This window comes from Commensalibacter sp. B14384M2 (genome assembly GCF_016101865.1).
Classification (GTDB): domain Bacteria; phylum Pseudomonadota; class Alphaproteobacteria; order Acetobacterales; family Acetobacteraceae; genus Commensalibacter; species Commensalibacter melissae.
Genome location: NZ_JACFPS010000002.1, coordinates 295033 through 320032 on the forward strand (window position 1 = coordinate 295033; position 25000 = coordinate 320032).

General features: G+C 34.9%; 17 protein-coding genes and 1 pseudogene. 8 read left to right on the forward strand and 10 right to left on the reverse strand.

Going from position 1 to position 25000, the window contains the following annotated elements; genetic code table 11:
• Positions 1-11: 11 nt before the first annotated feature.
• The 4 genes from H3R33_RS05130 to ccmI are packed head-to-tail and all read left to right on the forward strand — an operon-like array spanning position 12 to position 3757.
• Entirely contained in the window at positions 12-2006 is a 1995-nt protein-coding gene (locus tag H3R33_RS05130) for a heme lyase CcmF/NrfE family subunit (protein WP_155567907.1), read from the forward strand.
• Complete coding sequence (locus tag H3R33_RS05135; protein WP_155565206.1) at positions 2003-2551, forward strand: redoxin family protein; 549 nt, start codon at positions 2003-2005, stop codon at positions 2549-2551. The genes H3R33_RS05130 and H3R33_RS05135 overlap by 4 nt, the downstream gene beginning before the upstream one ends.
• 3 nt (positions 2552-2554) lie before the next feature.
• Positions 2555-3013 carry a cytochrome c-type biogenesis protein gene (locus H3R33_RS05140; protein ID WP_122123330.1) on the forward strand — a complete coding sequence of 153 codons (459 nt, stop codon included), beginning with the start codon at positions 2555-2557 and terminating at the stop codon, positions 3011-3013.
• Between the two features lie 15 nt (positions 3014-3028).
• Positions 3029-3757 (forward strand): c-type cytochrome biogenesis protein CcmI, encoded by a 729-nt coding sequence (ccmI, locus tag H3R33_RS05145; RefSeq protein WP_198184810.1) that lies wholly within the window; start codon positions 3029-3031, stop codon positions 3755-3757.
• Here ccmI and H3R33_RS05150 read toward each other — a convergent pair.
• The 3 genes and pseudogenes from H3R33_RS05150 to H3R33_RS05160 all read right to left on the reverse strand — a co-directional run.
• Positions 3754-4323, reverse strand: a pseudogene (locus H3R33_RS05150) (STM4504/CBY_0614 family protein); the annotation flags it as partial. The gene ccmI and the pseudogene H3R33_RS05150 sit on opposite strands and share 4 nt — an antisense overlap.
• A 286-nt stretch (positions 4324-4609) precedes the next feature.
• The gene (locus H3R33_RS05155; RefSeq protein ID WP_198184808.1) at positions 4610-5134 is read right to left on the reverse strand and encodes a hypothetical protein; all 525 of its coding nucleotides are present in this window, start codon (positions 5132-5134) and stop codon (positions 4610-4612) included.
• 156 nt (positions 5135-5290) lie between these two features.
• Positions 5291-5470, reverse strand: a complete 180-nt coding sequence (locus H3R33_RS05160; RefSeq protein ID WP_155565201.1) for a bacterioferritin-associated ferredoxin — start codon at positions 5468-5470, stop codon at positions 5291-5293.
• A gap of 219 nt (positions 5471-5689) precedes the next feature.
• On the opposite strand from H3R33_RS05160, the gene bfr reads away from it, so the two are divergent.
• From bfr to H3R33_RS05180, 4 genes are all read left to right on the forward strand, one after another.
• Entirely contained in the window at positions 5690-6178 is a 489-nt protein-coding gene (gene bfr, locus H3R33_RS05165) for a bacterioferritin (RefSeq protein WP_110438757.1), read from the forward strand.
• Between the two features lie 229 nt (positions 6179-6407).
• Positions 6408-9122 carry a pitrilysin family protein gene (locus H3R33_RS05170; protein ID WP_198184807.1) on the forward strand — a complete coding sequence of 905 codons (2715 nt, stop codon included), beginning with the start codon at positions 6408-6410 and terminating at the stop codon, positions 9120-9122.
• 80 nt (positions 9123-9202) lie between these two features.
• Positions 9203-10456, forward strand: coding sequence for a hypothetical protein (locus H3R33_RS05175; RefSeq protein ID WP_198184806.1), 1254 nt, complete (start codon positions 9203-9205; stop codon positions 10454-10456).
• A 32-nt stretch (positions 10457-10488) separates the two neighbouring features.
• Positions 10489-11214: an insulinase family protein gene (locus tag H3R33_RS05180; RefSeq protein WP_198184979.1), complete on the forward strand. Its 726-nt coding sequence runs from the start codon at positions 10489-10491 to the stop codon at positions 11212-11214.
• A gap of 31 nt (positions 11215-11245) precedes the next feature.
• Here the strand turns inward: H3R33_RS05180 and H3R33_RS05185 are convergent, their stop codons facing one another.
• The 7 genes from H3R33_RS05185 to H3R33_RS05215 form a co-directional block, all read right to left on the reverse strand.
• Positions 11246-12145 (reverse strand): hypothetical protein, encoded by a 900-nt coding sequence (locus H3R33_RS05185; protein WP_198184805.1) that lies wholly within the window; start codon positions 12143-12145, stop codon positions 11246-11248.
• A 15-nt stretch (positions 12146-12160) separates the two neighbouring features.
• The gene (locus H3R33_RS05190) at positions 12161-13627 is read right to left on the reverse strand and encodes a P-loop NTPase fold protein (protein WP_198184804.1); all 1467 of its coding nucleotides are present in this window, start codon (positions 13625-13627) and stop codon (positions 12161-12163) included.
• A gap of 95 nt (positions 13628-13722) precedes the next feature.
• Entirely contained in the window at positions 13723-14181 is a 459-nt protein-coding gene (locus H3R33_RS05195; protein WP_198184803.1) for a DUF805 domain-containing protein, read from the reverse strand.
• Positions 14182-14504: 323 nt separating this feature from the next.
• Positions 14505-15191, reverse strand: coding sequence for a DUF805 domain-containing protein (locus H3R33_RS05200; RefSeq protein ID WP_198184802.1), 687 nt, complete (start codon positions 15189-15191; stop codon positions 14505-14507).
• A gap of 60 nt (positions 15192-15251) precedes the next feature.
• Positions 15252-16256 carry a glycosyltransferase gene (locus tag H3R33_RS05205; RefSeq protein ID WP_198184801.1) on the reverse strand — a complete coding sequence of 335 codons (1005 nt, stop codon included), beginning with the start codon at positions 16254-16256 and terminating at the stop codon, positions 15252-15254.
• 9 nt (positions 16257-16265) lie between these two features.
• Entirely contained in the window at positions 16266-21338 is a 5073-nt protein-coding gene (locus tag H3R33_RS09210) for a glycosyltransferase (RefSeq protein WP_198184800.1), read from the reverse strand.
• Between the two features lie 95 nt (positions 21339-21433).
• Positions 21434-24787: a glycosyltransferase gene (locus H3R33_RS05215; protein WP_198184799.1), complete on the reverse strand. Its 3354-nt coding sequence runs from the start codon at positions 24785-24787 to the stop codon at positions 21434-21436.
• Positions 24788-25000 lie beyond the last annotated feature (213 nt).

Genomic DNA, 25000 nt, shown 5'->3' on the forward strand with positions numbered 1-25000 from the left:
TGGAATGACAAATGTTTTCAATTCTTCTAAGTCCCGAACTTGGTCATTTTGCATTGGCACTTGCCTGCTGTTTGGCGGGGGCTCAATTTGTTCTGCCATTACTAGGAAACAAAAAATATAATTTTCATTTAATGAATCTAGCGTCCCCCCTGGCATGGGGACAGTTTTTCACTCTGTTGATAACATTTATTTGTTTGGTTACAGCAGCATTGAATAATGACTTTTCTGTGCAAAATATCTTACAGAATAGTGCAAGTGACAAACCCATTCTTTATAAAGTAACAGGCATATGGGGAAATCACGAAGGCTCAATTCTCTTGTGGGCATTTATACTTTCCTTTTTCGGGGTTCTTTTTTCAAGTTTCAGTCATCATCTTCCATTTTCATTGAGAATAAAAATCATTGCCATTCTTGGCGGATGCGCAGCTGGTTTTGAACTTTTTTGCCTGATTACATCAAATCCTTTCCTGCGAATCTGGCCTGCCCCGATGGAAGGTCAAGGAATGAACCCGCTACTTCAGGACCCGGGATTGGCGTTTCATCCCCCAATTCTTTATACTGGCTATGTAGGTTTTTCAATCCCATTCGCCTTTGCTGTTGCCGCATTGATGGAAAAACGAATTGATGCAGTCTGGGGACGATGGATTAGACCCTGGGTTATTACTGCATGGGTTTTTCTTACCGCTGGTATAGCAATTGGATCATGGTGGTCCTACTATGTTCTTGGATGGGGAGGCTACTGGTTTTGGGATCCTGTCGAAAATGCCGCATTAATTCCATGGTTGACGGGAACCGCCTTATTACACTCAGCCTTGATCGTTGAAAAACGTGAAGCCCTGAAAGCATGGACGATTTTTCTTTCCATTATAACTTTTTCTCTTGCATTATGTGGAACTTTTCTGGTGCGTTCTGGCATATTAAATTCCGTACACGCATTTGCATCAGATCCAACCCGTGGAATTTTCATTCTTGTATTACTAACAATTATTTGTGGAGGCGCTTTGGTTCTGTTTGCGTGGCAGGCTCCACTTCTTTTATTCACGGCATTATTTGCGCCTTTATCTCGAGAAGGCTCAATCATTCTCAACAATATATTATTCTGCTCCCTGGCTGCCATTATTTTGGTTGGCACCCTCTACCCTCCTGTTTTACAAATGATTGATGGAGAGACTATTTCCGTTGGAAAACCATTTTTTGACAAAACCTTTATCCCTCCGGCCCTTATTGCTATTTTTTTTATGGCATTTGCACCTTGGTTGGCATTTAAAAAAGCAAAAATAAAAAATTTGCTTCGTCCTTTATCCATTATGGGAATTATTACGATCATTATCGTTATCGCAAGTTTTATTTATTTACATCGTTTCTTGCCAGCGATTGCGACAGGGGTTTCATTCTGGGTAATCATGGGTGCCCTCACAGATTTCAGCGGTAAATTATCTTTATTTCATACCTCTTTCAAAAATAATATCAGCCGGATGAAAAATTTACCCAGATCCTTTTATGCTGCCTATATTGCTCATATTGGCGTTGCTGTTACCTTATTGGGGATTGTGGGAATGGCCTATAGTCAACAAAAAATTGTTGAGGTACCTATTGGGACAACTCTGCATCTGGCGGGTTATGAATGGACCCTAGAATCTGTACAGAAAAGAAATGGACCCAACTATCAATCCGAGGAGGCGGTTCTTAAAATCAGTAGACATAATAAAACAATATGCTGGATGTTTCCTGCCCGACATTTTTTTCCTCGCCAGCAACAGGTCATAACAGATGTAGCCATTCATACCAATTTTATCGCTGATTTGTACGCTGTTCTTGGAGATAACAGGAACAATCATGACAAAGCTAGCGTCTATGTCCTGAGATTACATTTCAACCCCTTGGCACCCTGGATCTGGATCGGTGGTTTCATTATGATATTAGGAGGTATCATCACCCTTATTGATCTTTGCGCCAATAAGAACAATAAAAAATTTTCTATGCAAAATATGGAACAATCATCATGAAATCCATTACCCGACGACGATTGATATGGGGATTACCACTGGGTGCAACCGTTCTTGCAGGTGGAGGGTTTGCCACGATGCTTTCCAGTTTAAAAAATGGAAAATTCGATCCGCATAAAATAGAACTTCCCAATTTGAACAAACCTATTCCAAATTTCAAACTCAAGCCAATATTATCCTACAAAAATTTTGACAGTCTATTGTTAAAGCAACAGCACAAACCCGTATTAATCAATTTTTTTGCTTCATGGTGTCTACCCTGTATCAGTGAGATGCCAATTTTGAATCAGCTTTCCACCAGGCTTTCCATATGGGGCATAGCTTATAAAGACAAATATAATACGATAGACCAGTTTCTAAACCGTCATGAAAATCCATATCAATATCTAGGACAGGATGATGAGGGGATGATTGGAATCAATTGGGGAATTTCTGGCGTGCCTGAAAGTTTTCTTATTATCCCGGGGGGAATTATACGTTGGCATTATGCCAAACCTTTGGATAAAACTGCTGTTTCATCCCTGCTTTCACTTGTAGGGACTTGATCAATGCGATTAGTTATCATTCTTGTCCTGATAATCATTAACTTTTTTTCTATTCCCACCTATGGTCTCGACAGCCCTGATGAAATATTGCCAAACCAACGGCAGGAAAAAAAAGCCGAAGAAATTGGCTCGCAATTACGCTGTCTTGTTTGCCAGAATGAATCCATAGAAGACAGTAATGCCGAACTGGCAAGGGATCTAAGAAAAGTCGTTCGCCAACATGTTCAGGCTGGTGAAACCGATGATCAAATCATCCAATGGATGGTTGACCGTTACGGCAATTTCGTGCGGTTAAGTCCTCCCCTTAATCTTGCAACCGCGTTATTGTGGTTTATGCCTTTACTTGCCCTTTTGACAGGGTGTCTAATAGCTCTCATAAATTTCAGGAAAAAAGGGTTGAAGCCATCTCCCTTAAATAAAGATGAAGAAAAACGTCTCGAAAAATTGATGAAAGAACCTTGATCCATGTTATGGATAATGATGATTTTAATCAGTCTTATCAGTTTGATACCCTGTTTTATAAGTCTGTACCGAAAAAAATATCCTTCATTAGCGAATAATCCTTCACTAGCTTTTTACCAGTTACAACTTAAAGAACTGGAAAGTGAATTGCGACAGGAATTGATTTTACCAGAAGAATATCATCAGGCAAAACTTGAAATTCAACGCCGGCTTTTAAATTCGGACGATCAAAGTGAAAAAAATAATTCCATATCTTGTGATCCGGCAACCAATGGTCATTTTTTTATTCTGTGCGGCTTGATTTGCATTCCCCTGACCGCCATAGGTCTCTATTTGCTTAATGGTGTACCTGCCTTGCCTTCTCAACCCTTACGGACAAGAATAGCTGAACAGCAAAAACAGAATAAAGATCTCGCACCTTATGTAAAACAATTGAAAGAAAAAATTGTCACGCTTGCTTATAATGATCCGAAACGGATAAAAGGTTACCTCTTACTAGGCCGGATTGAAGCTGAACAAGGTCAGTTAGACAATGCTATTCAAGCCTGGGAAACAGCTCTTGACCAAAGTTTTGACCCTTACCTGGCCGCGCAAATTGCCGAACTGATAATTCAAAAAAATGGTCATATGACCGAAGAATCATTCACTCTTTTTCAACAGGCCTTACAACGCGCACCTTCAGATGCACCGTGGCGAAATATGGCTGAACAGAGAGTCATGGAATATCAGAAAAACAATCCTTAATTCTGTTTGGATTGATAATCCCTGAAAGCATTAAATAAAAAAACAATATTTGTCGCGGTAAGATGTAAAACATATTCCGCCATATAAATTGATCGCGATGGAGATTGAGACGAACTGCTGTGACCACCAAAATGATTTCGCAATTCTGGCACCCCTGTTTTGAGAATCATGATATAATTGTCGATTGTCTTTTCCATCCCAGCAGGAAACAATCCATTGTTGTGTATAATTTTTATAAGATCACTGGCCCGGTTGTTTGGATCATATTCCCATTCACATTCATTGCAAATCGACTTCAACAAAGATTCAAAAGCACGATTACATGCGACAATACAATCCTTGATATATTGATTCCGGTAATGTTTATGTGCATTACTATATTCTTCATTAACCTTTTCAAAAGCCTTATTATGAATAATCTCCAATGCAGGTTTAACGATTTCCTTATGAACATATTGATGATCAATACGGATTATTTCACCCTTTTCATACTGATACCCTACGCCCGAATAAAGAAAACGTTTATTCAATTCCTCAATCAACTCAATTAAAATTTTATCGTTTTTAAACTCATAATAGGGATTAACTTTTTGAAAAACTTGCTGTCCTTATATTAATTACACATTCAATTAAATCTAAAACATGTTCGTATTTATTATCATTTGAATAATATTCATGTTTGATTTCTAATAAATTCTTTAAAATGAAAAAAATCTGTGTTTTTAATTCTTCAGAAAAACTGTCATAAACATAGACATCATTTTTGATAGCTTTTTCAGCTTTTATACGATTTGATTATAGATTTATGATTACCATTTTTAAAAACTTATTTTTATGGAATTAAAATATTTTTTACATTGTATTCAATGAAAAAGCGGTTTGACGTTTCTTTTCTGGCGGAGGGCTGGGCTGACAGGAGATAAGATAGATGCCAAATACAAAAATTGTATTACTGATGCTGTTCAATAATAATGTTTCCTGAAAACGCTGATCCGCGACGATTCCTAGATAGATTGAATAGATTGCAAATGGAATCGAGATAATTCTTATGCCTGCCAGCATCATACGAAACGGATTGAGAAATCCTACCCGAATAATGGATTGCATACGATAAATGGATAAATAAAATAACACGCCAAGACACCATGCCATTACATTAAAAAGCACAGAAAAAATACTCATTTCAAAATAAAGAACAAGTAGAATCAGAGAACCGGCTGAAAAAACCAGCGATCCGAGCTGTAAACTCATTCCAATTTTCAATGCTGACCATTTTTCTGGCAGACGGTCAGCAATTGGTTGGAAAAAACGATCCAGTAACCATAGATCAAGAGCGAGAATTCGATCAGAAATGGGGGGTTTATTATTTGAAAACATGAAACTTTTATCCAGCAACTTTTAAAAAAGTTATAGCATTATATCAAGCTTAATCAAACAATATACATTTCCAAAAATTATATTTTAACCTTCACAAAAAGAACCCGCTTTAATTAAAAAGCGGGTTAAAGGATATCAAGAAACAAACATACAAAATTAGGGTTGGATCGCGTTTTGCCTATGTTCTTTCAACATACTCAAAATCCGTTGAATACATCGACCACAGTCGGGTTTTGAACCACAAGATTTATAAACTTTGCTTGGACAGTCTGCACCATCCTTAATAGCATTTCCTATATCCTTGTCGGTTAATGCACGACATGAACAAATATACATCGCCAAGGCCCCATCACAACTAGGTTGTTAATAATGATTATAATAACCATTCTTAATAACTATGTCTACAATTTTTTTATTACGTATCTAAACTTTTTTTGATCATGGATTTATTTCTTTTTTTATTTATAAAAAAAACATATAATTAACTAAATAATCACAAAGATTATTTTAATAATATCAAGTAATTTAAACATACAACAATTAAGGATTTCATTAATGATCAAAGATAAAAAAGTAATTGAATATTTGAATATTCAACTTACAAATGAATTAACAGCCATCAATCAATATTATCTTCACTACAAAACCCTGTGTCATTGGGGAGTCACCATTCTTGGCAAAAAAGAATACCAGGAATCCATTGAGGAAATGAAACATGCAGATTCGCTGATTGAACGTATTCTCATGCTTGACGGATTGCCCAATATGCAAAGATTAAACACCGTACAGATTGGTCAGTCAGTTGAAGAGATCCTCCATGCTGATCGCCAGATGGAGATGAAGGCTTGCAAAGATTTACGCGAGGCAGTTTCCTATTGTGAACAGATACAGGATTACGTGACTCGTCATATTTTTGTTTCAATTTTGGATTCTGAAGAAAAACATATTGACTTCATTGACAAACAATTTGATCTGATCAAACAAATTTCTATAGGTCGATACATCACTTTAAATTCCGATCACGCAACGGAACAAGAATCGTAATTCAGATTTTATTCAATATGGATATCTTATTAAAGTAAGATGTTACTATCTTACTTTTTAAGAAAATTACGAATTATCCTTTTTCATACAAATCAAGTTAATATATCCAATCTTACAATAGATTGTCTTTGACAGATCCTCTGTAATTAAGCAAGATTAGCTTTTACAAATTAAACAACCCTGTTTTAAATATTTTATATAGACAAGACCCGAACAGGAAATCAAAGACATGAGATCAATCCTACCCCCTTTGACACTAAGCTTGACTTTGCTTGCAACCACCCCTTTTAGCGGGTTTCTTCATCCTGCCTATTCTGTTCCCACCAATCATATTTCATCAAAAAATATATCTTCTTCAAAACAGCAGGTAATTCGCGCCACTTTGAAAAATGGATTACGGGTGATTATCATTAAAAATAATTTGGCCCCTGTTGTTACGGCGCAAGTCAACTATCTTGCCGGTTCCAACCAAACGCCAAAGGGATTCCCGGGAACTGCACACGCATTGGAACATATGATGTTTCGTGGAAGCAAAGGTCTAGACAAGGATCAGCTGGCAATTATCGGGGCACAATTGGGCGGAAGCTATAATGCCTTTACCACAGAACACGTCACACAGTATTATTACACAGCTCCTGCCGAAGATTTAGATGTTATCCTGAAAATTGAAGCTTTACGAATGAATGGATTAAGCTTAAATGCCGCGGATTGGGACAAGGAACGTGGAGCGATTGAACAAGAAGTTTCAAGGGATTTGTCCAATCCAATTTATAAATATGTTTCTGAATTACAAAAGATTTTATTCAAGGACACCCCATATGAACATGATGCTTTGGGAACCCGTCCATCTTTTGATAAAACAACCGTTCAGGATTTACGTGAATTTTATGAAACTTACTACACACCCAATAATGCAATCCTTGTTATCTCAGGCGATATTGATCCCCAAAAAACCCTGGCAACTGTCAAACAAAATTTTTCTTCCCTACCTCGCAAAAATCTACCCAAACAAACCTCTTTCAAATTAAAGCCAATAAAAGCCAAAACATTACATTTTCCAACGGATCTCCCAGCTGGACTTATAACAATGGCATGGCGTATGCCTGGGGAAAAATCCAGTGATTATGCCGCCGCGACCATTCTGAGTGACGTTATTTCAAGCCAGCGGGAAAAGTTATATGGTTTAGTGCCACAGGGAAAGGCCCTGTCAGCTGATTTTGAATATATTCCCAAAGGCAATACGGGCTTTGGCGTGGCTATTGCAGCATTTCCAAAAAACAGGAATTATCAATCCCTTTTGAACGAGGTTCAGACAATCCTTAGATATTTTCATGAAAATGGTGTTCCGGCCGAACTTGTTGAAGCGGCAAAACGCAAGGAGATTGCATCCCTCAAATTCTCTGCCAACAGTATCACGGGATTGGCCAGCAGCTGGTCAAATGCCTTGGCTTTTCAGAAATTAAATAGTCCTGATGATATGATTGCCGCTCTTAATGCAGTCACTCCAGAAAAAGTTAACCAATTGGCAAAAAGGATTTTAAAACCGGAAGAAGCGATCACGGCGATTCTCACACCTGAGGATTCCGGAAATCCTCTATCGAAAAAAGGTTATGGAGGTGCTGAATCTTTTACCTCAATTCCTGATAGACCTGTCCCCTTGCCTGAATGGGCTGATAAGGCACTGAAAAAACTTAATATACCCAAGGCATCCCCTTTACCTACAGATATAACCCTGAAAAATGGTATTCGTTTGATTGTTCAGCCAATCAATGTCAGTGATACCATAAGTGTATTCGGTGCCATTCGACAGAACTCAAGTCTGCAAGAGGAAAAAGATAAGGAAGGTATTTCAGACATTACAGATGAGATGTTCAAGTATGGGACCAAGACTTATGATCGTCTGGCTTTTCGCAAACAGATTGATGACATCGCTGCCGATATCAATACAGGAAGCGAATTTTCATTATCTGTTCTTACGCCCTATTTTGACCGTGGTATGCAGTTATTGGCTGATAGCGAGTTAAATCCTTCTTTCAAACAAGAAAACCTAGATATCGTCAAATCACAAACAGCGCAGTCCCTAAAAGGATTATACCAGTCCCCAGGTTATCATTTTGACAGATCCGTTGCAAAAGCGGTTAATCCCATTAATGACCCAAGTTTACGTCAGCCAGTCCCTGAAAAAGTTATGAAATTAACCTTAAATGATTTGGAAAATTTCTATCAGCAATCCTTTCGTCCAGACCTTACAACAATTGTTGTGGCAGGCAACATAACGCCTGAAAAAGCGAAGGCAACCGTTGAAAAATATTTCGGGTCATGGAAGGCGAAAGGTGTCAGGCCCAATCTTGACTTGCCTCAACGTCCAAATAGCAAGACCTCCTACATTCATGTTCCCGATAAAAGCGCAGTGCAAAGCAGCGTCGCATTGGTTGAATCCATCCCGCTGAACGTTTACCATCCGGATCATTATGCCCTGAACCTTGGCAATGAAATATTAAGTGGCGGATTTGCGGGACGGTTTTACAAAGACTTGCGGGTTAAGACAGGATATGTCTATAACGTAAACAGCTCTTTTGACTGGTCCCGCACACGTGCGGGATATAACATCAGTTTTGGTGCGGATCCTGACAAGGTTGATCTCGCCCGCAAGGCAGCCCTGAAAGACTTGCAGGCCATGCAGACGCAACCCGTCAGCGAACATGAACTGCAACTGGCCAAGGCGTCATTGCTGAGGAGTATCCCATTGCAACGTTCCAGCATTGACAAACTCGCGTCACAATATTTGACCTTCAGCGAATTGGGATTGCCCCTGGACACACCGCAAAGATCAGCCCAAATCTATTATCGGATGAGTGCCGGCGATATTCGCAAAGCCTTTAAAACATGGATCAGAATTGATGACCTCGCCCAGATTACCAAAGGGCCAATTAACCAGAAATAAAATTATATATTATTGTTATTTTGAATTAAAAATTATAATCTTTACCCTTCATCTTATAAAAATTAAGTAGTGGAATTTATATGTCAAAAAATATTTTAATTACATTTGCCGGTCGTCAAGACAGAATGGAAAATTTAAATCAATATATACGATATGCACTAAACAATAATTTATTAGATGAATGGCATATATGGGATTTTACCCGTAATAAAACTGATAAAGAATATGTCAGAAACAATTACGGACCAATAGCATATATGCAAGATAATGCCGGTTACCAATTTTATAAAGATTTACCCAAAAATTCTAAACTTACCATTCCTTTAAGAATATCAAATGATCTTCATATAGCATTTGTAGAAAAAAACCAGGATAAATTTACAGAGGTTGTCATAGGTGGATGGGGTAACTCCGGTTCGGAAATAAGAAGAGTTGATTCAAAAAATTTATATGACAATAATAGAGACAATACAGAGGAAATTTTTAAAACAGAATTTTTCACTCTCCTAAACGCTTACTGCGATAATATCCTCACGATCAGCAGGGGAAGTGATAACAACATAAATATTTCAATCAACGGATATGAATTTCCAACATTCAACCTCCTTAATAGAGACAATATACCAAAATTATACTTGCAAGGCGGATTTGGTGCATGGCTAGAGTTCTGTTATGTCAATGACAGAATAAAACAATTCATAGGCAACTTAAACGAATCTTATCCCTATTATCATGCCTATCGATATTATGCTTCAAGAATTGACCTTTTCAAAGATGATGTTTTCCTGAAATGTGATGATGATATAGTTTATATTGAACTTGAAAAACTGAAGGAATTCATTGATTTCAGACGAAGAAATGATGAATATTTCCTGTTATCAGCAAACGTTATCAACAACGGCGTATGTGCCTATTTTCAAAAAGAGAATTTATCCATCCCTGATGAGGTAGGTGAATTTGAACTTCCACCTAACGGTTTTAAGGGTAGTTTATGGGAAAATGGAGAAAAAGCTGAAAAGCTGCACTCTTATTTCATTAAAAATCGTGGAAAGCCCCTACCTTTAACATCAAAAATTGTAGAATGGGACAAAAGGTTATCAATTAATTTTATATCTTGGAAAGGAAGAGATTTACGCTTTATGATGTTGCCTTTTCAATGCGATGATGAACAAATTTTAACAAGCAATACACCACAATATTTAAATCGTAAAACAGCTTTATTTTCCGATTTTACTGTCTCTCATTTAAGTTTTTATTCACAAGAATCTCATATGAATACAGAATTACTTATCAATGAATATGTAAAATTGAGAAAAGAAAAATATAATATTTAAATATCAGTAATTTCCGGTTTTGACCTGAAAAAATTCAGCAATCCTTTCGTCCAGACCTTGCAACAATTGTTGTGGCAGGCAACATAACGCCTGAAAAAGCGAAGGCAACCGTTGAAAAATATTTCGGGTCATGGAAGGCGAAAGGTGTCAGGCCCAATCTTGATTTGCCTCAACGTCCAAATAGCAAGACCTCCTACATTCATGTTCCCGATAAAAGCGCAGTGCAAAGCAGCGTCGCATTGGTTGAATCCATCCCGCTGAACGTTTACCATCCGGATCATTATGCCCTGAACCTTGGCAATGAAATATTAAGTGGCGGATTTGCGGGACGGTTTTACAAAGACTTGCGGGTTAAGACAGGATATGTCTATAACGTAAACAGCTCTTTTGACTGGTCCCGCACACGTGCGGGATATAACATCAGTTTTGGTGCGGATCCTGACAAGGTTGATCTCGCCCGCAAGGCAGCCCTGAAAGACTTGCAGGCCATGCAGACGCAACCCGTCAGCGAACATGAACTGCAACTGGCCAAGGCGTCATTGCTGAGGAGTATCCCATTGCAATGTTCCAGCATTGACAAACTCGCGTCACAATATTTGGCCTTCAGCGAATTGGGATTGCCCCTGGACACACCGCAAAGATCAGCCCTAATCTATTATCGGATGGGTGCCGGCGATATTCGGAAAGCCTTTAAAACATGGATCAGAATTGATGACCTCGCCCAGATTACCAAAGATGCGGCTAATCTCAAACAATAAGCAACTCAACCTCATTCATTATTTATTTAGATTAAGAAATCATGTTTTTATACTTTTCAAAATCCTTTAATTTTTGAAGTTTCTTTATAAATTCTTGAATATCTTTTATCAGCAATTCCAAATTTACAATTTTAACGGTTCTAAGAGAATTATCACTATCATAATCTTTTATATATTCTTTAAGTTTTTCAACAACTTCTTGCCAAAAAGGTTTTTCTTTAATAAGAATCTCTTTATTATAAGAATGGTTACTATTATACCGTAAATGTAACGCATGATGAAAATCATATATCAAAGAATTTTTACAATTTACTATTGCCTGAACAAATTCATCAATATAATCATTGTTGATAAAAATTTCTTTTTGCCGATTTTCATCATTAAAGTAAATTACATTATCAAAATCGATATTTTCCTCTTCCCTTAACATCTGAATTATTTTTTTTAATTTTTCATTTGCTTCATCTTTGGACAATTCAGAAATACATATTTTTTTGAACTTTCTAAAATTGTCCAGTATTTCAGAAAAAACAGGATTATGACGCGATAAAAAATCATAATTTTTTGGATTATAAAGTGAATCACAATCTACATCATTTCCATATTTTATTATCCATGCCTTGCAATATTTCCTGATATAATTAACTGCGAGCCACTTAATTGAATTTATATCTTCCTTAATCAATTTCTTTTCATTAAAATAAATAATTAATCCCAAATAGTGAAAAAATATAGGAAAATCCAAATATTTTAACGAAGTATAATTAACCTTAAATTCATTAAGTAAATTTTGAAAATCTTTTTTATCTAATGATCTATAAAAAATTAATTTATCCAATAAATCCTTTCGATTCTTATCAAAAAAACTTTTAATGTTTTTATCTATATTAGTAAAATCTGATCTAAATAGAATATTAACCCATACATGCATTTCAAATATAGTAACTTATATTGAATTAAATGAAAGAAAAAATCTTTCTAAATAATTATTATAAAAAAATCTTCTTTTATTTATAATATTCAGAAGTTTATAATTTTTAGCATATATTTCTTTTAATTCTGGTGGATCATTATTAAAAGAATAGCGCAAATTAACTGATATTTTATTTATATCTTTCATGATTTTTTCAGATAAATCATTTTCCGTTATTTTCCATTCAATAATTATTAATTTTAAAATAAAAAAATTTTCAATCAATATATCAATAAATTTTCTTTTTATTTCATTCTTTACTCTTTCTTCACCCTTTAATTCATTATCCTTTTCCAGGGGATAATAATCGTCTTTGATATTATGTAACAAATATCCATAATCATCTATGGCCTGTTTAAGCCCTCTTAAATTTGGTGTGGCAATTTGACTATCTTTATAAATATTTTTGATAAAGGGACTAAATTGTGCAATAATCTTTTTATATTTGTTGGGTTCCGTGCCATCCTCGCCAGTAAATAAAAAATAATCCACTACAGCTTCAAAATTGGAATGAATTTTGAAAGTTTTCCCAATGACTTTTTCTTTAAATTCTTTATATAAATCGGATTTTTTCAGAATTTCAGGATCTACAGCCTGTTTATTGCGATCAACTATTTTACCCTGATTTACATTATCAGGTTGCCTGTTACTGTCTTTGTTACTTTTTTCGTTATCTTCAATCTCAGAAATTTCAGATTGTTCAATCAAAAGCTTTTCCTCATTCGCTATAAGGATAACTTTCATTTTTTCAACCTCTACAACTTGATTGATCCAGCCCAGCAACTCTTTTAAGGGAATATCTGATCTTTCCAAATCATCAAGAATATAAACCAGATTATGTTTTTTCACTGATGAAATAATAGATTTCAATTTTTTTTTTAAATCTGGAAAAGTTGTTAATGAAATAAATGCCTTGAGTAAGGAAAAATAAGGGTTGGCAAAATTAGAAATATTTGCATTTTTAATCAATAAGGAAGCAATATCTGATAGAATATTAAAATTACCAAAAATTGATTTAGTCAATCTACTTTCAAGCTCTTCTACAGTTTTGATACCGAATACGCTGATCTTGATAAATCGTATATTATATTTTTTTAATTTTTCATTTCTTGATAATACTTTATTTAATCGATCAGGTTCGAATACAAGATAATGATCAAATTTTATACCAACGGATACCAACTTTCGAAAGATAAATACCAAATATATTATAAACCAATTTCGTTTTTTTTTCGGTAATTCACTTTCATTTAAAATGATTTTGCTATTTTGTAATTTATCAATCCCTGAATATGCATCGATATAATATGTTTTACCGATGCCCCATTTACCAGTTAACAATACAGCAAATTCTGGCTCTTTTTTATCAAGAACATAGTAATCCAAATATTCAGTGATATGTTGATTATCACCACCTAAAATGTCAGAAAATTTATCCACAGTATATCTCATTTATAATATCACTTATTTTGATTTTGTAATATTTTAACCTGAAATTTGAATGGATGAGATATTATTTCATAATCAAGTAGTCACTATTGATTTATATTATGTGCAGGCTTTCCCCATCTGTTTTCCGTTGGTTTGCTATCAATACAAAACATGATAATAAGGGCTAATGACCCTATGCCGGTAAAATATAGCAATAACCACCACCCCGATAGATTAATATCATGCAAACGCCTGATTGAAACCGAAATCAGGGGAATGAACGTAAATAAAAGCCAACAGAAAATAAAAAGATAAATAACCCATACAAGAATTGACAAGACTGGATGGGATGATGATCCTATATTATATACAACATAAAAAAGAACGACCGTGCTTATAACCAGAACGGTAAGAAAGATAAGCAGAAAATACCAGAATTCCTTTCTTCCAGCCCTTCCCTCTATTGTCAAATAATTTTTTATACATCTATTAAACCAATCAATGATTGTATTATTTTCTTCATTATCATATTGGTTAGATACATCAATGTTATTCTCTGACATGTTCATCTGTTTGCACCCTTTTCAGTAAAGATAAATGGTGGACTTTTTGCATTCACCGAATTATCAGAAACACCTGATTATTGAATATTCTGGTCAATATTCCGGAATATCCCAATCTTTGTATTTATATTGTAATAATAAATAATTATACAAACAACCAAAATAATTCCATAATAATAGAATTAATATTATTAAAGAATTACAAACAATACTGTTAAAATTATTAACATAGATTATTTTATATTTTTTTATTTTATATTATCCAGACTGATAACAAAAATCCCTTTTCTGTAAAACTGTTAAAGAAAAAGGATGAAAATCAGTTATCTATATTTTAATTTTGCTGGAGGCCCCCATTGATTATCTTCATATTTAGTATCAATGCAAAACATGATCCAAACACCAATTGAACCAACGGGTATGAAATGAAGAAGCAACCAAAAACCTGACAAATTAATATCATGAAGACGTCTGACCGCAACGGAAATCATGGGAATAAACATTACAATGCTAAATATACTCCACAAGAATATTGATAGATATAGACAGACCTCAAAAATTAGTATTCCATCAAATGAAGTATCCGTTTGAAAAACGGTAGCAGAAAATAACAGGCCAATTATGAGTAGTCCAATAAAAAAAACGGCCAAGTAACAAATTTGAAACGACCAAAATTCCATTCTTCTGGCCCTTCCTTCAAAATTAACATAATTTCTGATGCATTTATTAAACCATCCTATGATCGTATAGTTTTTTTCTTTTTCAAGTTGTTGTTCATATTGGGTCCGCGATTGAATTTTATTCATAAAATGAACATTTTTATCATCAATTAATATAAAAACTGCAACAGCCCTACCGAGTTGATTGACTTGAAAATCAACACAGGTCCCTTTTTGAGGGGCGATATTTTCCTTCCATTCATCGCCACTAAATTCGTAACGCTGCCCATCATCGCCTGAGATATACCCTGTATTAGTCTGTATGATAAAATTGAGTATAAATCCCCGCATATTTAAAATTTTTTTCCTGTCTTAAATAAATGATATCAAATAATTTTTCTAAAATATAATCTAGTCTAGAAATCCATCATTTTTCAAAATTTCCATAACGGTCTGAATTCGGTTATTATAGAGATGATCCCGCAGAGTGCGTGCCTGTGCTTTTTTAGCCGTTTCCAATAATAAATCTGGATTATTCAAATATTTATCAAGTTGTTGTTGAAAATCATAACGTGTTGAAAAAACCGGGACCTCATCCCGTTCATAAAAATCATGAATTGCATAATTATCTTCATGAAAAAGCTGCATAGCACCTGCGGCAGATGCCTCGAACGTTCTTGGTCCAGGGTTTGAAGGCATAATCATATACCGTTTATTTTCAAAATGAAGGCTACGACCCAAATTAAGAACAATTTTCGAGCGCTGATATAACTCAATTAACTGATCTTTCTCTATCCTGGCATCTGAAAAGCCAATCCCGAATTCACCCCAACCCGGGCCGATAATTTTTACTTTTAGATTTGTCAGGGCTGGTTTTATGCTGCGCATGACATCCTTGCGGCTACCAAATGCAACACCACAAAACATGACATCAACCGTTTTTTCAATGGTTTCGTCAATGGGACGGTAATGCAACTTTTCACAAGCTGCCAAAGGTAAAAAATGGGTATGTGGATGATTATAAAAATTCGTCCCCCAACGATCACAGGAAAATATTACATCGAAATCGTCAATAATTCTGTAATTGGCATCTTGTTCATACGGATCTTCTGTCGCCCAAAAAATGGTGATCGCATTGAATTTTTTTGCCCTGTGACATACTTCTCCAAAATAGGTGCTTTCCGGTAAATATGATCCAATTGAAAAAACAATTTTAGGTTTTATATACTCAATTGCAGCCGCGGCTCCTGCAATATTCGTGGAAATTACATTACCTTCACCAAAAACACTTTCCCAACCTGATATAATGGCTTCACGGATCTGCGCATTGGCCTGCGATTCATAACGTCCACCACTGCATACCATTACTTTTTCATTTTTAGTTTTTTGAAATTTATTTTTTGATTTTATAGCCATATGAACCTTTTAACACCTGTGTAAAATAACTTTTGATAAAATTGACTGCAACTGCTCCTTAAACCGTTCACGATTGCATTCGCGAGCAATACGATCAAGGGCATTTTGACGCAGTTGATTCCATAATTCCTCCGTCTGGTACAACCTAATAATTTGCGAGGCAAAAAATTCCGGATTATCCGTGGAGGCTGCAAGAATATCCCTCTCATCTTGCCATCCCAGTTGTTCCACCAATAAATTTGACGCCACGATAGGAATTCCATAGGATGCAGCTTCATGTAACTTATAGGGAATGCCACCCGCAAATCTCGTTGGTGCGATATAGACACGATGATCATCATATAAACTGGACAAATCTGGCACCATTCCCAAAAAATCTATATCAGGATAATTAATCAAGGCGGATATATCAACAGAAGGATTTACATAGCCTGCAATTGAAAAAGTAAAATCCGATCCCATTTTATCAATCAAAATCGGCATCACAGAAGTTATAAACCATTTCAAACTGTCATAATTAGGTGCCTGATCATCATGCAAAGCACCAACAAAAAGAATATTTTTGCGCTCTTTCCATTCCTTTTGTGATTTGCGTATGTTGATACTATGTCCGAGGATATCGACATTGTTAAATCCTGCCTGTCTAATATAATTTGCATCAATTTCATTAACGGCTACAATTTCTTGACAATGTTTTGCACAGGATAACTCCTCCTCAAGAGCCTGTTGAAAATTTTCGTCTATTTCCTTTTCCAATAGCTTTGCCTGCAATCGTGTCCGGGGTGTCGCAACAACCTCTGTATCAAGGATTATTTCCTGGGGTAAATAACGGCTAGCTTCACCCATCATGGGCAATATTCTATTTAAATTATGGGTTCTTCCTATCCAAACCAAATCATAATATCCCGCCCTTTCCTTAAAGAAATCACGAAGATGTTCAACTGTATGATTGAACAATACCTCAACCGTATCAGGCATGCTTGAATAAATCTGATAAACATGGGGATAAAAGTAATTTATAGGATAAACCGTCACTTCATACCCTAATTCAGACATTTGAAAGATAATGTCATTTGAACGAATATACCCAGACCCAAGATGTTTTAAAGGAACCCTATCCTCAATGAATAAAATTCTTTTATTTATATTTCGTCTCTGTCGCGCAATTAAAACATTGTCACTATGCCGGGGAGATTGAAACCTTAAAAAATCCGCATGTTCTCTGGCAAATAATCGATGGTTTCGCTTTATCAAACCACTTGAAATAATCGGATTGCTTGAACAATACTCCATATGTTCGACAACTGCATTGGGATCATATACAATACGATATCCTGCCTTTATCATCCGAACACAAAAGTCCGTATCCTCAAAGTAGGCTGGATAATAAATAGGGGAAAATCCATTCAATTCCTTCAGCACTTTTGATTTTACTGCCAACATCGCCGCTGAACAATAATCAACATCCCGAACAAAATTCGCCTCGGGAATCAATGGGTCTTTTCCTCTCAAATACCCTGTCGTTGTTCCATCCCGCCAAATAATCTGGCCTGCCTCTTGAAGCAATCCATCTGGATGAATTATTTTACCTCCGACTGCACCAATATTATCTGCTGAAGTCAACCGTTTACAAAGTGCATCAATTGCTCCCGGCAATAAATTAATGTCATTATTCAAAAAGATAACAATCGGGGCATCAACGTCTTCAATCAATATGTTACATGCTTTACCAAAGCCAAAATTATAAGGAAAACGGTTTACGGAAGCACCGATCAAACAACCTTGGATAAATTTACTGTCATCTATCGAGTGATTATCACCCAAAAGCAATTGTATATTTCCATTAAAATTAGAGCGAAGGGATGCCAACGCTGTCAATGTTACCGTCAGATTATTGTGCATCAACATAATTACACAGATATCCGCCTGACCCTTATAGGAGAAATCAAGCTTTTCATGAACAACCGATGGTAAAACAAGTCTTGATTTTTTTTTAAAATATGTTCTGCTTTCCTTTGTTTCATTAGTCAAGCGATAATGAGAATCATCAGGTTGCTTATTTATCCACTGATCAAGTTTTTGTTCAAATACATAAGCAGCAAAAGCATCCCTAAATATACCCGTTTCAACCTTATCACGAATATCCCCTGATAGATAATATTCGTGCAGACTAATATCGATCCTTGGAGAACGAAGTTCTAACGCACCATAATGTATGAAATGATCATAGCCGTTTCTAAAACTTGCTGTTGATTCAATGGCTTGATTTATATCCTTATAATGATCTAGGTAAAATTCTTCTTCAAACCATGGAGATGGATTAAATAGTTTTGGAGTTTCATTCAAACAATAATGATGTAAAGCACAAAGATATTCACCATCAGCAATTTTTTGTTTTACATCAGGATATTTTTCTAAATACCATGATGTGTCAAAATAAAGAGAGACATTTGTATTTTTTTCAACATCACTAAGATAATAAAGAAAATTTCTATAAGGGTTTTGACTGCGCTTTACATCTTCACGTTCATAACATGCCTGTTGATAGATTGAAGGATCAAATAACAAGGATCCTGTACGACGTAATCCATCCCCTTTTTTCAGATAATGATCATAGGCATTAATATATTGGGAATCATTAATAACTTCATGAATAAAATCAGCGTTATTTTTTAAATAATAATGTGTTGAAAAAAGCCAGTGAGGATCATGTGTCAAATAACCCTGATTACAATAATGCTCAAAACCTGATTTAAACGCTCCACGATCAATATTTTTTCTTAATTCAGGATATCGTTGTAAATACCATTCCTCATCAAAGTAGGGATTGGGAGAATGACCTAAAATTGAACCTACCTGATTATAATAAATTTCCACATCATCCAAACCACAATTTTTCATTCTTTCACTTAGGTCAGGATAGGTTTTTATATACCATTCCCCATCAAATTTAGCCCATAATGCTTGATCAACTGCATCCTTGTCATTTTCTATATATTTTTGAATTGGCAAACTATCAGATTGTGACGAAACAGGTAAATCCTTATTCTTCCCCCCATAATTTGTTCCGCTAGCTAGCAATCGAATATAGGCATTTGGATAAAGTCCCTTTTGAATATCCTGTTTAACAGCTTTATCCGCAGCATATTGCTGTAAATTTATTTCTTCACAGGGATCCCACAAAAGCTGTATTCCCTCGTAAATAAAATGAGCATATCCATTTCTATATTTTTTGAACGCTTGAACATTCTCAAGCTGGCTTTTATATTTTTGATCATAAAAGGATTCATCAAACCAGGCATTTGGATTGAAATTGAAAGCTTGATTGTTTACTAGATAATGATGAATATAATTGTTGAATGTTCCTTCTGAAATTGCCTTTGTTATTTCTGGATAATTCTGCGCATACCATTCTGGATCAAAATACCAGGATACCTGTATTTTACTATCAATTTCATCCAAATATTTTAGATAATGTTGATAAGGCGATAACCCTTCCTTAATGGCCTGTTGATATTTTCCAATGAAAAAATTACTGTTAAAAAAAAGACTGCCACTATTTCCCTCAATATCTCCCACTTTCAGAAAATGGTCATATCCATTAACAAATCCATTCCTTTCCAAATTCTCATTTGTCAAATGTGGATTTACTTTTTTGTAATATTTTTCAGAAAATAACCAATGCGGATCATGGGTATGATATCCCTCCTTGCAATAATGTTGAAAACCACTAGTAAATTGATGGCAATCAACCATTAGTTTTACATCAGGATATTTCTGTAAATACCATTCCTCATCAAAATAAGGATTGGGGGAATGACCTTCAAAACAACCAAATGTTTTATAATATTCTTCAACACTATCAACTTCCAGTGCCTTCATTTTTGAAGTTACATGATCATATTTGTGAACATACCATTTTTCATCAAAAGTCTGCCATATTGGCATATAATCTGAAGAGGCTATTTCCTTTTCAATATTAGAAATGTTATCCTCGATAACTGGAAACCCTTTTTCATTTTTTCGCGTAGATATGGCGTCTGAAACATCCCCAGATTCAACGGTCTCTTGATTCTTTACTGATTTTTGTATATCAAAACTATTTTCGATTTTGTCTTTATCGTTTGAATATTTTTTTTGGATTTCCATGAATTTATTTAAAAGATGCAAATCCTGTTGAGCCACCCAATATTCAAATATATTCAGATATAGATTGTCTTTTGCAATTTTTTCAAATATCTCATCAGAAAATTGATTATAATCAAAATCCTTCAATGGTTTTCGTTTTTCCTTGCATCCACATACAATAAAATGTTCATAACCATTTCGAAAAAGTCCATGACCATCCATCAAAATCGAAGGAGATAAATCCTGATAGTTTTCAAGATAAAATTGTTCGGAAAATTGTTCCAAAGGCGAGAATAATGTTGGTGTTGGATTGGATAGATAATGATGGAGAAGATTCAAGTATTGATAATTGGTGGTTTTTAATGTTTCCTTTGAATATGTATTTCCATACCATTTTGGATCAAAAAACCATGAAAGTCTGAATTTATCGAAATCATCCGTATCATTTGTTAAAACATATTGATATGGACCATATTCTGTAATTTCGTCTAAATTCTCTTTTTGGGATAAATACAAACAGGGATTGAAAAAAAAACTTCCTGTAAGGCAGGATTTATCTCCAACCCGTAAATAATGATCATAACCATTAATATAAGGTTTTCCCTCGCCAATCAGGTCATTTATTTCTGGATTATGCTTTTTATAAAATGTTTCTGAAAATAACCAATGTGGTGAATGATCTTTAAAGCCAATTTTACAGTAATGATCAAATCCAGAAGTGTATTTCCCTTTTTTTATAAGCTCCTTTACATCATAATATTTTGTCAAATACCATTTTTCATCAAAATACGGATTGGGCGAATTTCCAACCTTATACCCATTAGTTGAATGATAAGCAAAAACATCGCCTTGATATATATCCTGTATCAGTAACGAAAAACTTTTATACCGATTACGATACCATTCTAAGTCGAAAACCATCCATTTGGGTTGTTTTTCTTCACTATCATACACGATTTACCACCTTATATTTTAATTAAAATAGCTACTTAAATAATTATACTTATCGCTAGTTAAAATTTATTTGAAATTATTTTTATTAATTAAAATCACTCCCTAAATAATTTTCTTTTCAAAAAATCCGTATATTGATCAATTGTATCTTCATTTATTATATCATCCATAATATTACTGACCTGGTTATTTTTAAAATTCACAGAAATATTCACTGGAACAACCAAAAATTCATTATGAATGAGATTAATCAGAAAAATTTGAAATTTTCCTTCTAATTTTAGAGAATATCCTTTCTGTAAATCCAATTGTATGTAAAAGCCATTGTTTAATGGAACATTTTGAAAAACTGAAATTGTTTCATGACGAATAAATCTTGATGTGGCAACAAAAAAACAGTTTTTAAAAGATTCATTAACAAAGGCAAGATATATCTGCCCTGCCTTACTTGTTGTGCGATCAAAGGCCCATCCAGAAATTTTAAGCAAATTCCCTGCTTTTTCATTTTCCGGATTAACATCCGTAGATAAATTTTGAATATAATATTCTAGTTTACCTAAATTTTTATGAAACAATCTATTTTCAGAAATATCACTTAATTTTATTCCACGCATAATACCATCTTTTTCAGTAATACGCAGAAAATCATCTAATATAACCTGATTATCATGAAATTCATTATAGATTTTAACAACTTTTCCGGCATTAACCTTTATTTCGTAACCAGCCAGTTGAAATGCCGCTATTCCATTGACAACATTAATCAAGCCAATTCTGAAACGGCCCTCACACCATTTTCCTCTCAATGCTGATTTACACGAAAATCCATTTCGTACAGGAGCATTAACAAAATTAGATGCCACATCCTCCCGACTTTCTCGATCGCATTTTAAGAAAATTGTCAAATCACTATCCTGATGAATCAAAACCGTATACAAATTTCCTGCATTGGACATATCAGGATAAATAAACCATCCACGAATATGGAATTCATCTGCCTCTTTAAATTTGCTGTCATCATCGACATTAAGAATATGATAACAGATATCATCAATATAAAAATGTGCTCCCTGTACAACTGCCCAATCTTCAATTTCCTGTGGAAGCTCGATATAAAGACTGCTACTTGTGGGCGCATCAAAAATATGACGAGGTGGTGCCTGCTCTTTCCAAGATGCATGTGGAATATAATGAAGCCGCCCTATATCCCATCGCAACCCGCTGTTACCCAACATATTTATAGGAACGACTTCATCGTAAACTTGCAATAATTTTTCAGCATATTCTTTTGAATTAACCCATAAATCAGGTGAAATGTTATTGATAAGCTTCTGACGCAATATTTCATCGGAACGTATCAGTTCCAATCGATCAATAACCAGATTCACATCCCCGATGGGAACCGTAAATCCATTAATTCCATCCTGCACACGATCTTTTAACGCACCAACATCTGTCACAATGGGAATTAACCCATTCTGCCAAACTTCAGAAAGCGATATACAATATGTTTCGGGCCATATTGACAATATCAGGGCTACATCTGCTACCTGCAATGCCGAAACTTCACCCAATCCATATGAACCATGCAATATAATATTATCAAGTTTCAAATCTTTTAGGACAGATTCATAGTCAGGCTGCATATATCCAAAAATATGAAATTCATACAAATTTGGATTGGCAGTCTGTAATATGGATAAAATCGTATCTGCACCCTTTGAACGGATAAAATTACCAACAGTCGCAACTTTCAGTTTTCTGCCTTCCAAGGGTTTGAACTCTTTTTTTATCAAAGGTATTGTTGTGTCTGGCGAAGGGATACCAAGAATATAATTTTTTTTATTTTCAACAACAGGATAAATATATTTTGCCACATCAAACGAATGTTGTGTTCCATATAAAAATGCATCAATGGATTTCATGACCTTTCCAACAAATGCACGTCGTGTCTGTTGCACACCAAAATCCAGCTTTTCAGAAATTTTAAGGCAAACATCACAAGTTCCAACATCTTTATTTTCTTCAATACGACAGTAACGTTGTTCGTAATTCAAAAGATTATAATGAGAACAAACCGCCAGAAAATCATGAAAAGAAAAAACCGTTCCAATACCGCAAGCCTTGGCTATAATCGGTAAAGAAAGAGTGTGATGGCCTAAATGCTGAATGTGAACCACATCAAATCCATATTGATTAATTATATTCGAAAAGGCAGTTTCTTCCCCGGCATCATTCATGGAATCCAACCAGCCCACATCTGGCATGTCAAACCGTTCCAATTCTTGACCATTGGAATCTGTTAGCGTACATGCACCTCTTCGACGAAGCCAATAATAAAATTCCACATCTTTTACTAGTCCAAAAGAAATAATCTGCTGATATACTTCAATGCCACCCCATACTTGTTCACGAATAGTGGAATGCGTGACAAATAAGACCTTCAATTTTTTTTTAAACTGAGATTCAACAATAATTTTTTTCTTTTTTTTCTTTAGAGAAAAATCCGCCTGAGTCACATCTTCAATAACTTTCAGACGATTTTGATACAAATGTGATTTCATTACAGATTGCTGGGAGGAAATCGCCATTTTCTTTCTGATATTCTTTTTTTCAATTACCTCTGCGATCTGTTTAATGATTTCTTCAGTATTATGGGCAATAGCAACGCCATTAATCTCTTTTAAATATTTCTCATTCATACCTGCTGGCAATTCCACAATCTGTGCTGCACCAGCCAAACCCAATTCATATAGACGTGGACCAGGTGCAGTTGCCTGCCCTATATCTCCATGACTGGCATAATTGCGAAACATTGTTAAGGTAACTTTACTTGCATTGGCAAAATCAGTAAACGCTTCAATACTTACAGGTCTATGTATAACCCTTTCACTCAAATCAGCTGGCAAAGGTGGCAAATATTCATTCCCAGGGCAAATCAATTTATACCGTGCCTGGGGAAAGGCAATTATAACACGACGTAAAATATCAACACGGTTTGGCCACATTGTCCCCGCAAAACATATATCATAATCCAGCGCATCAGTTTCTTTCACTTTACGATAATGAATTTGATCACTTGCAGCCAAAGGTAAATAAAATGCTTCTGTTTGATAGGCCTTCACGCAAATAGGGTCGTTTGTAAACACATAATCAAAAATAGTCGTTACCTGAACATTGAAATCCAACATGAAGGGATCTTCAAAAGCCCAGAAAATCATGGTTTTAAAACACGGTCTAAGCCTTTTCATCAATTCATAATCAGTTCGCTGTCCATCAATACAAATAATAACTTCATGTTCTCCACTTGCTGCAACTGACAAGATATCCATATTATCAACTACAACAACATTATCATCCCCCCATAGTTTTTTTGCTGCCCAAAAAACAGCAAGAGTTAAGTAAGAATTAGAGTTATGCGTATAATTTGTATTGTAAATGACTGCCATGATAAATACTTAATAATTCTTAATTAATTAGAAAAAGTAACAAAATCTATGATTTTAGTAAAAAATATAATTTATATACGATATACTACAAAAGATTGCGTAATCACAACCAATTTGAATTATAATTTTTTAAAATTATAAAAATTATCTTTTAACAGTTTTCATTAAAAGAATAAATTGTATCAATAAAAAAAACAGACTTTTTACAAAGCC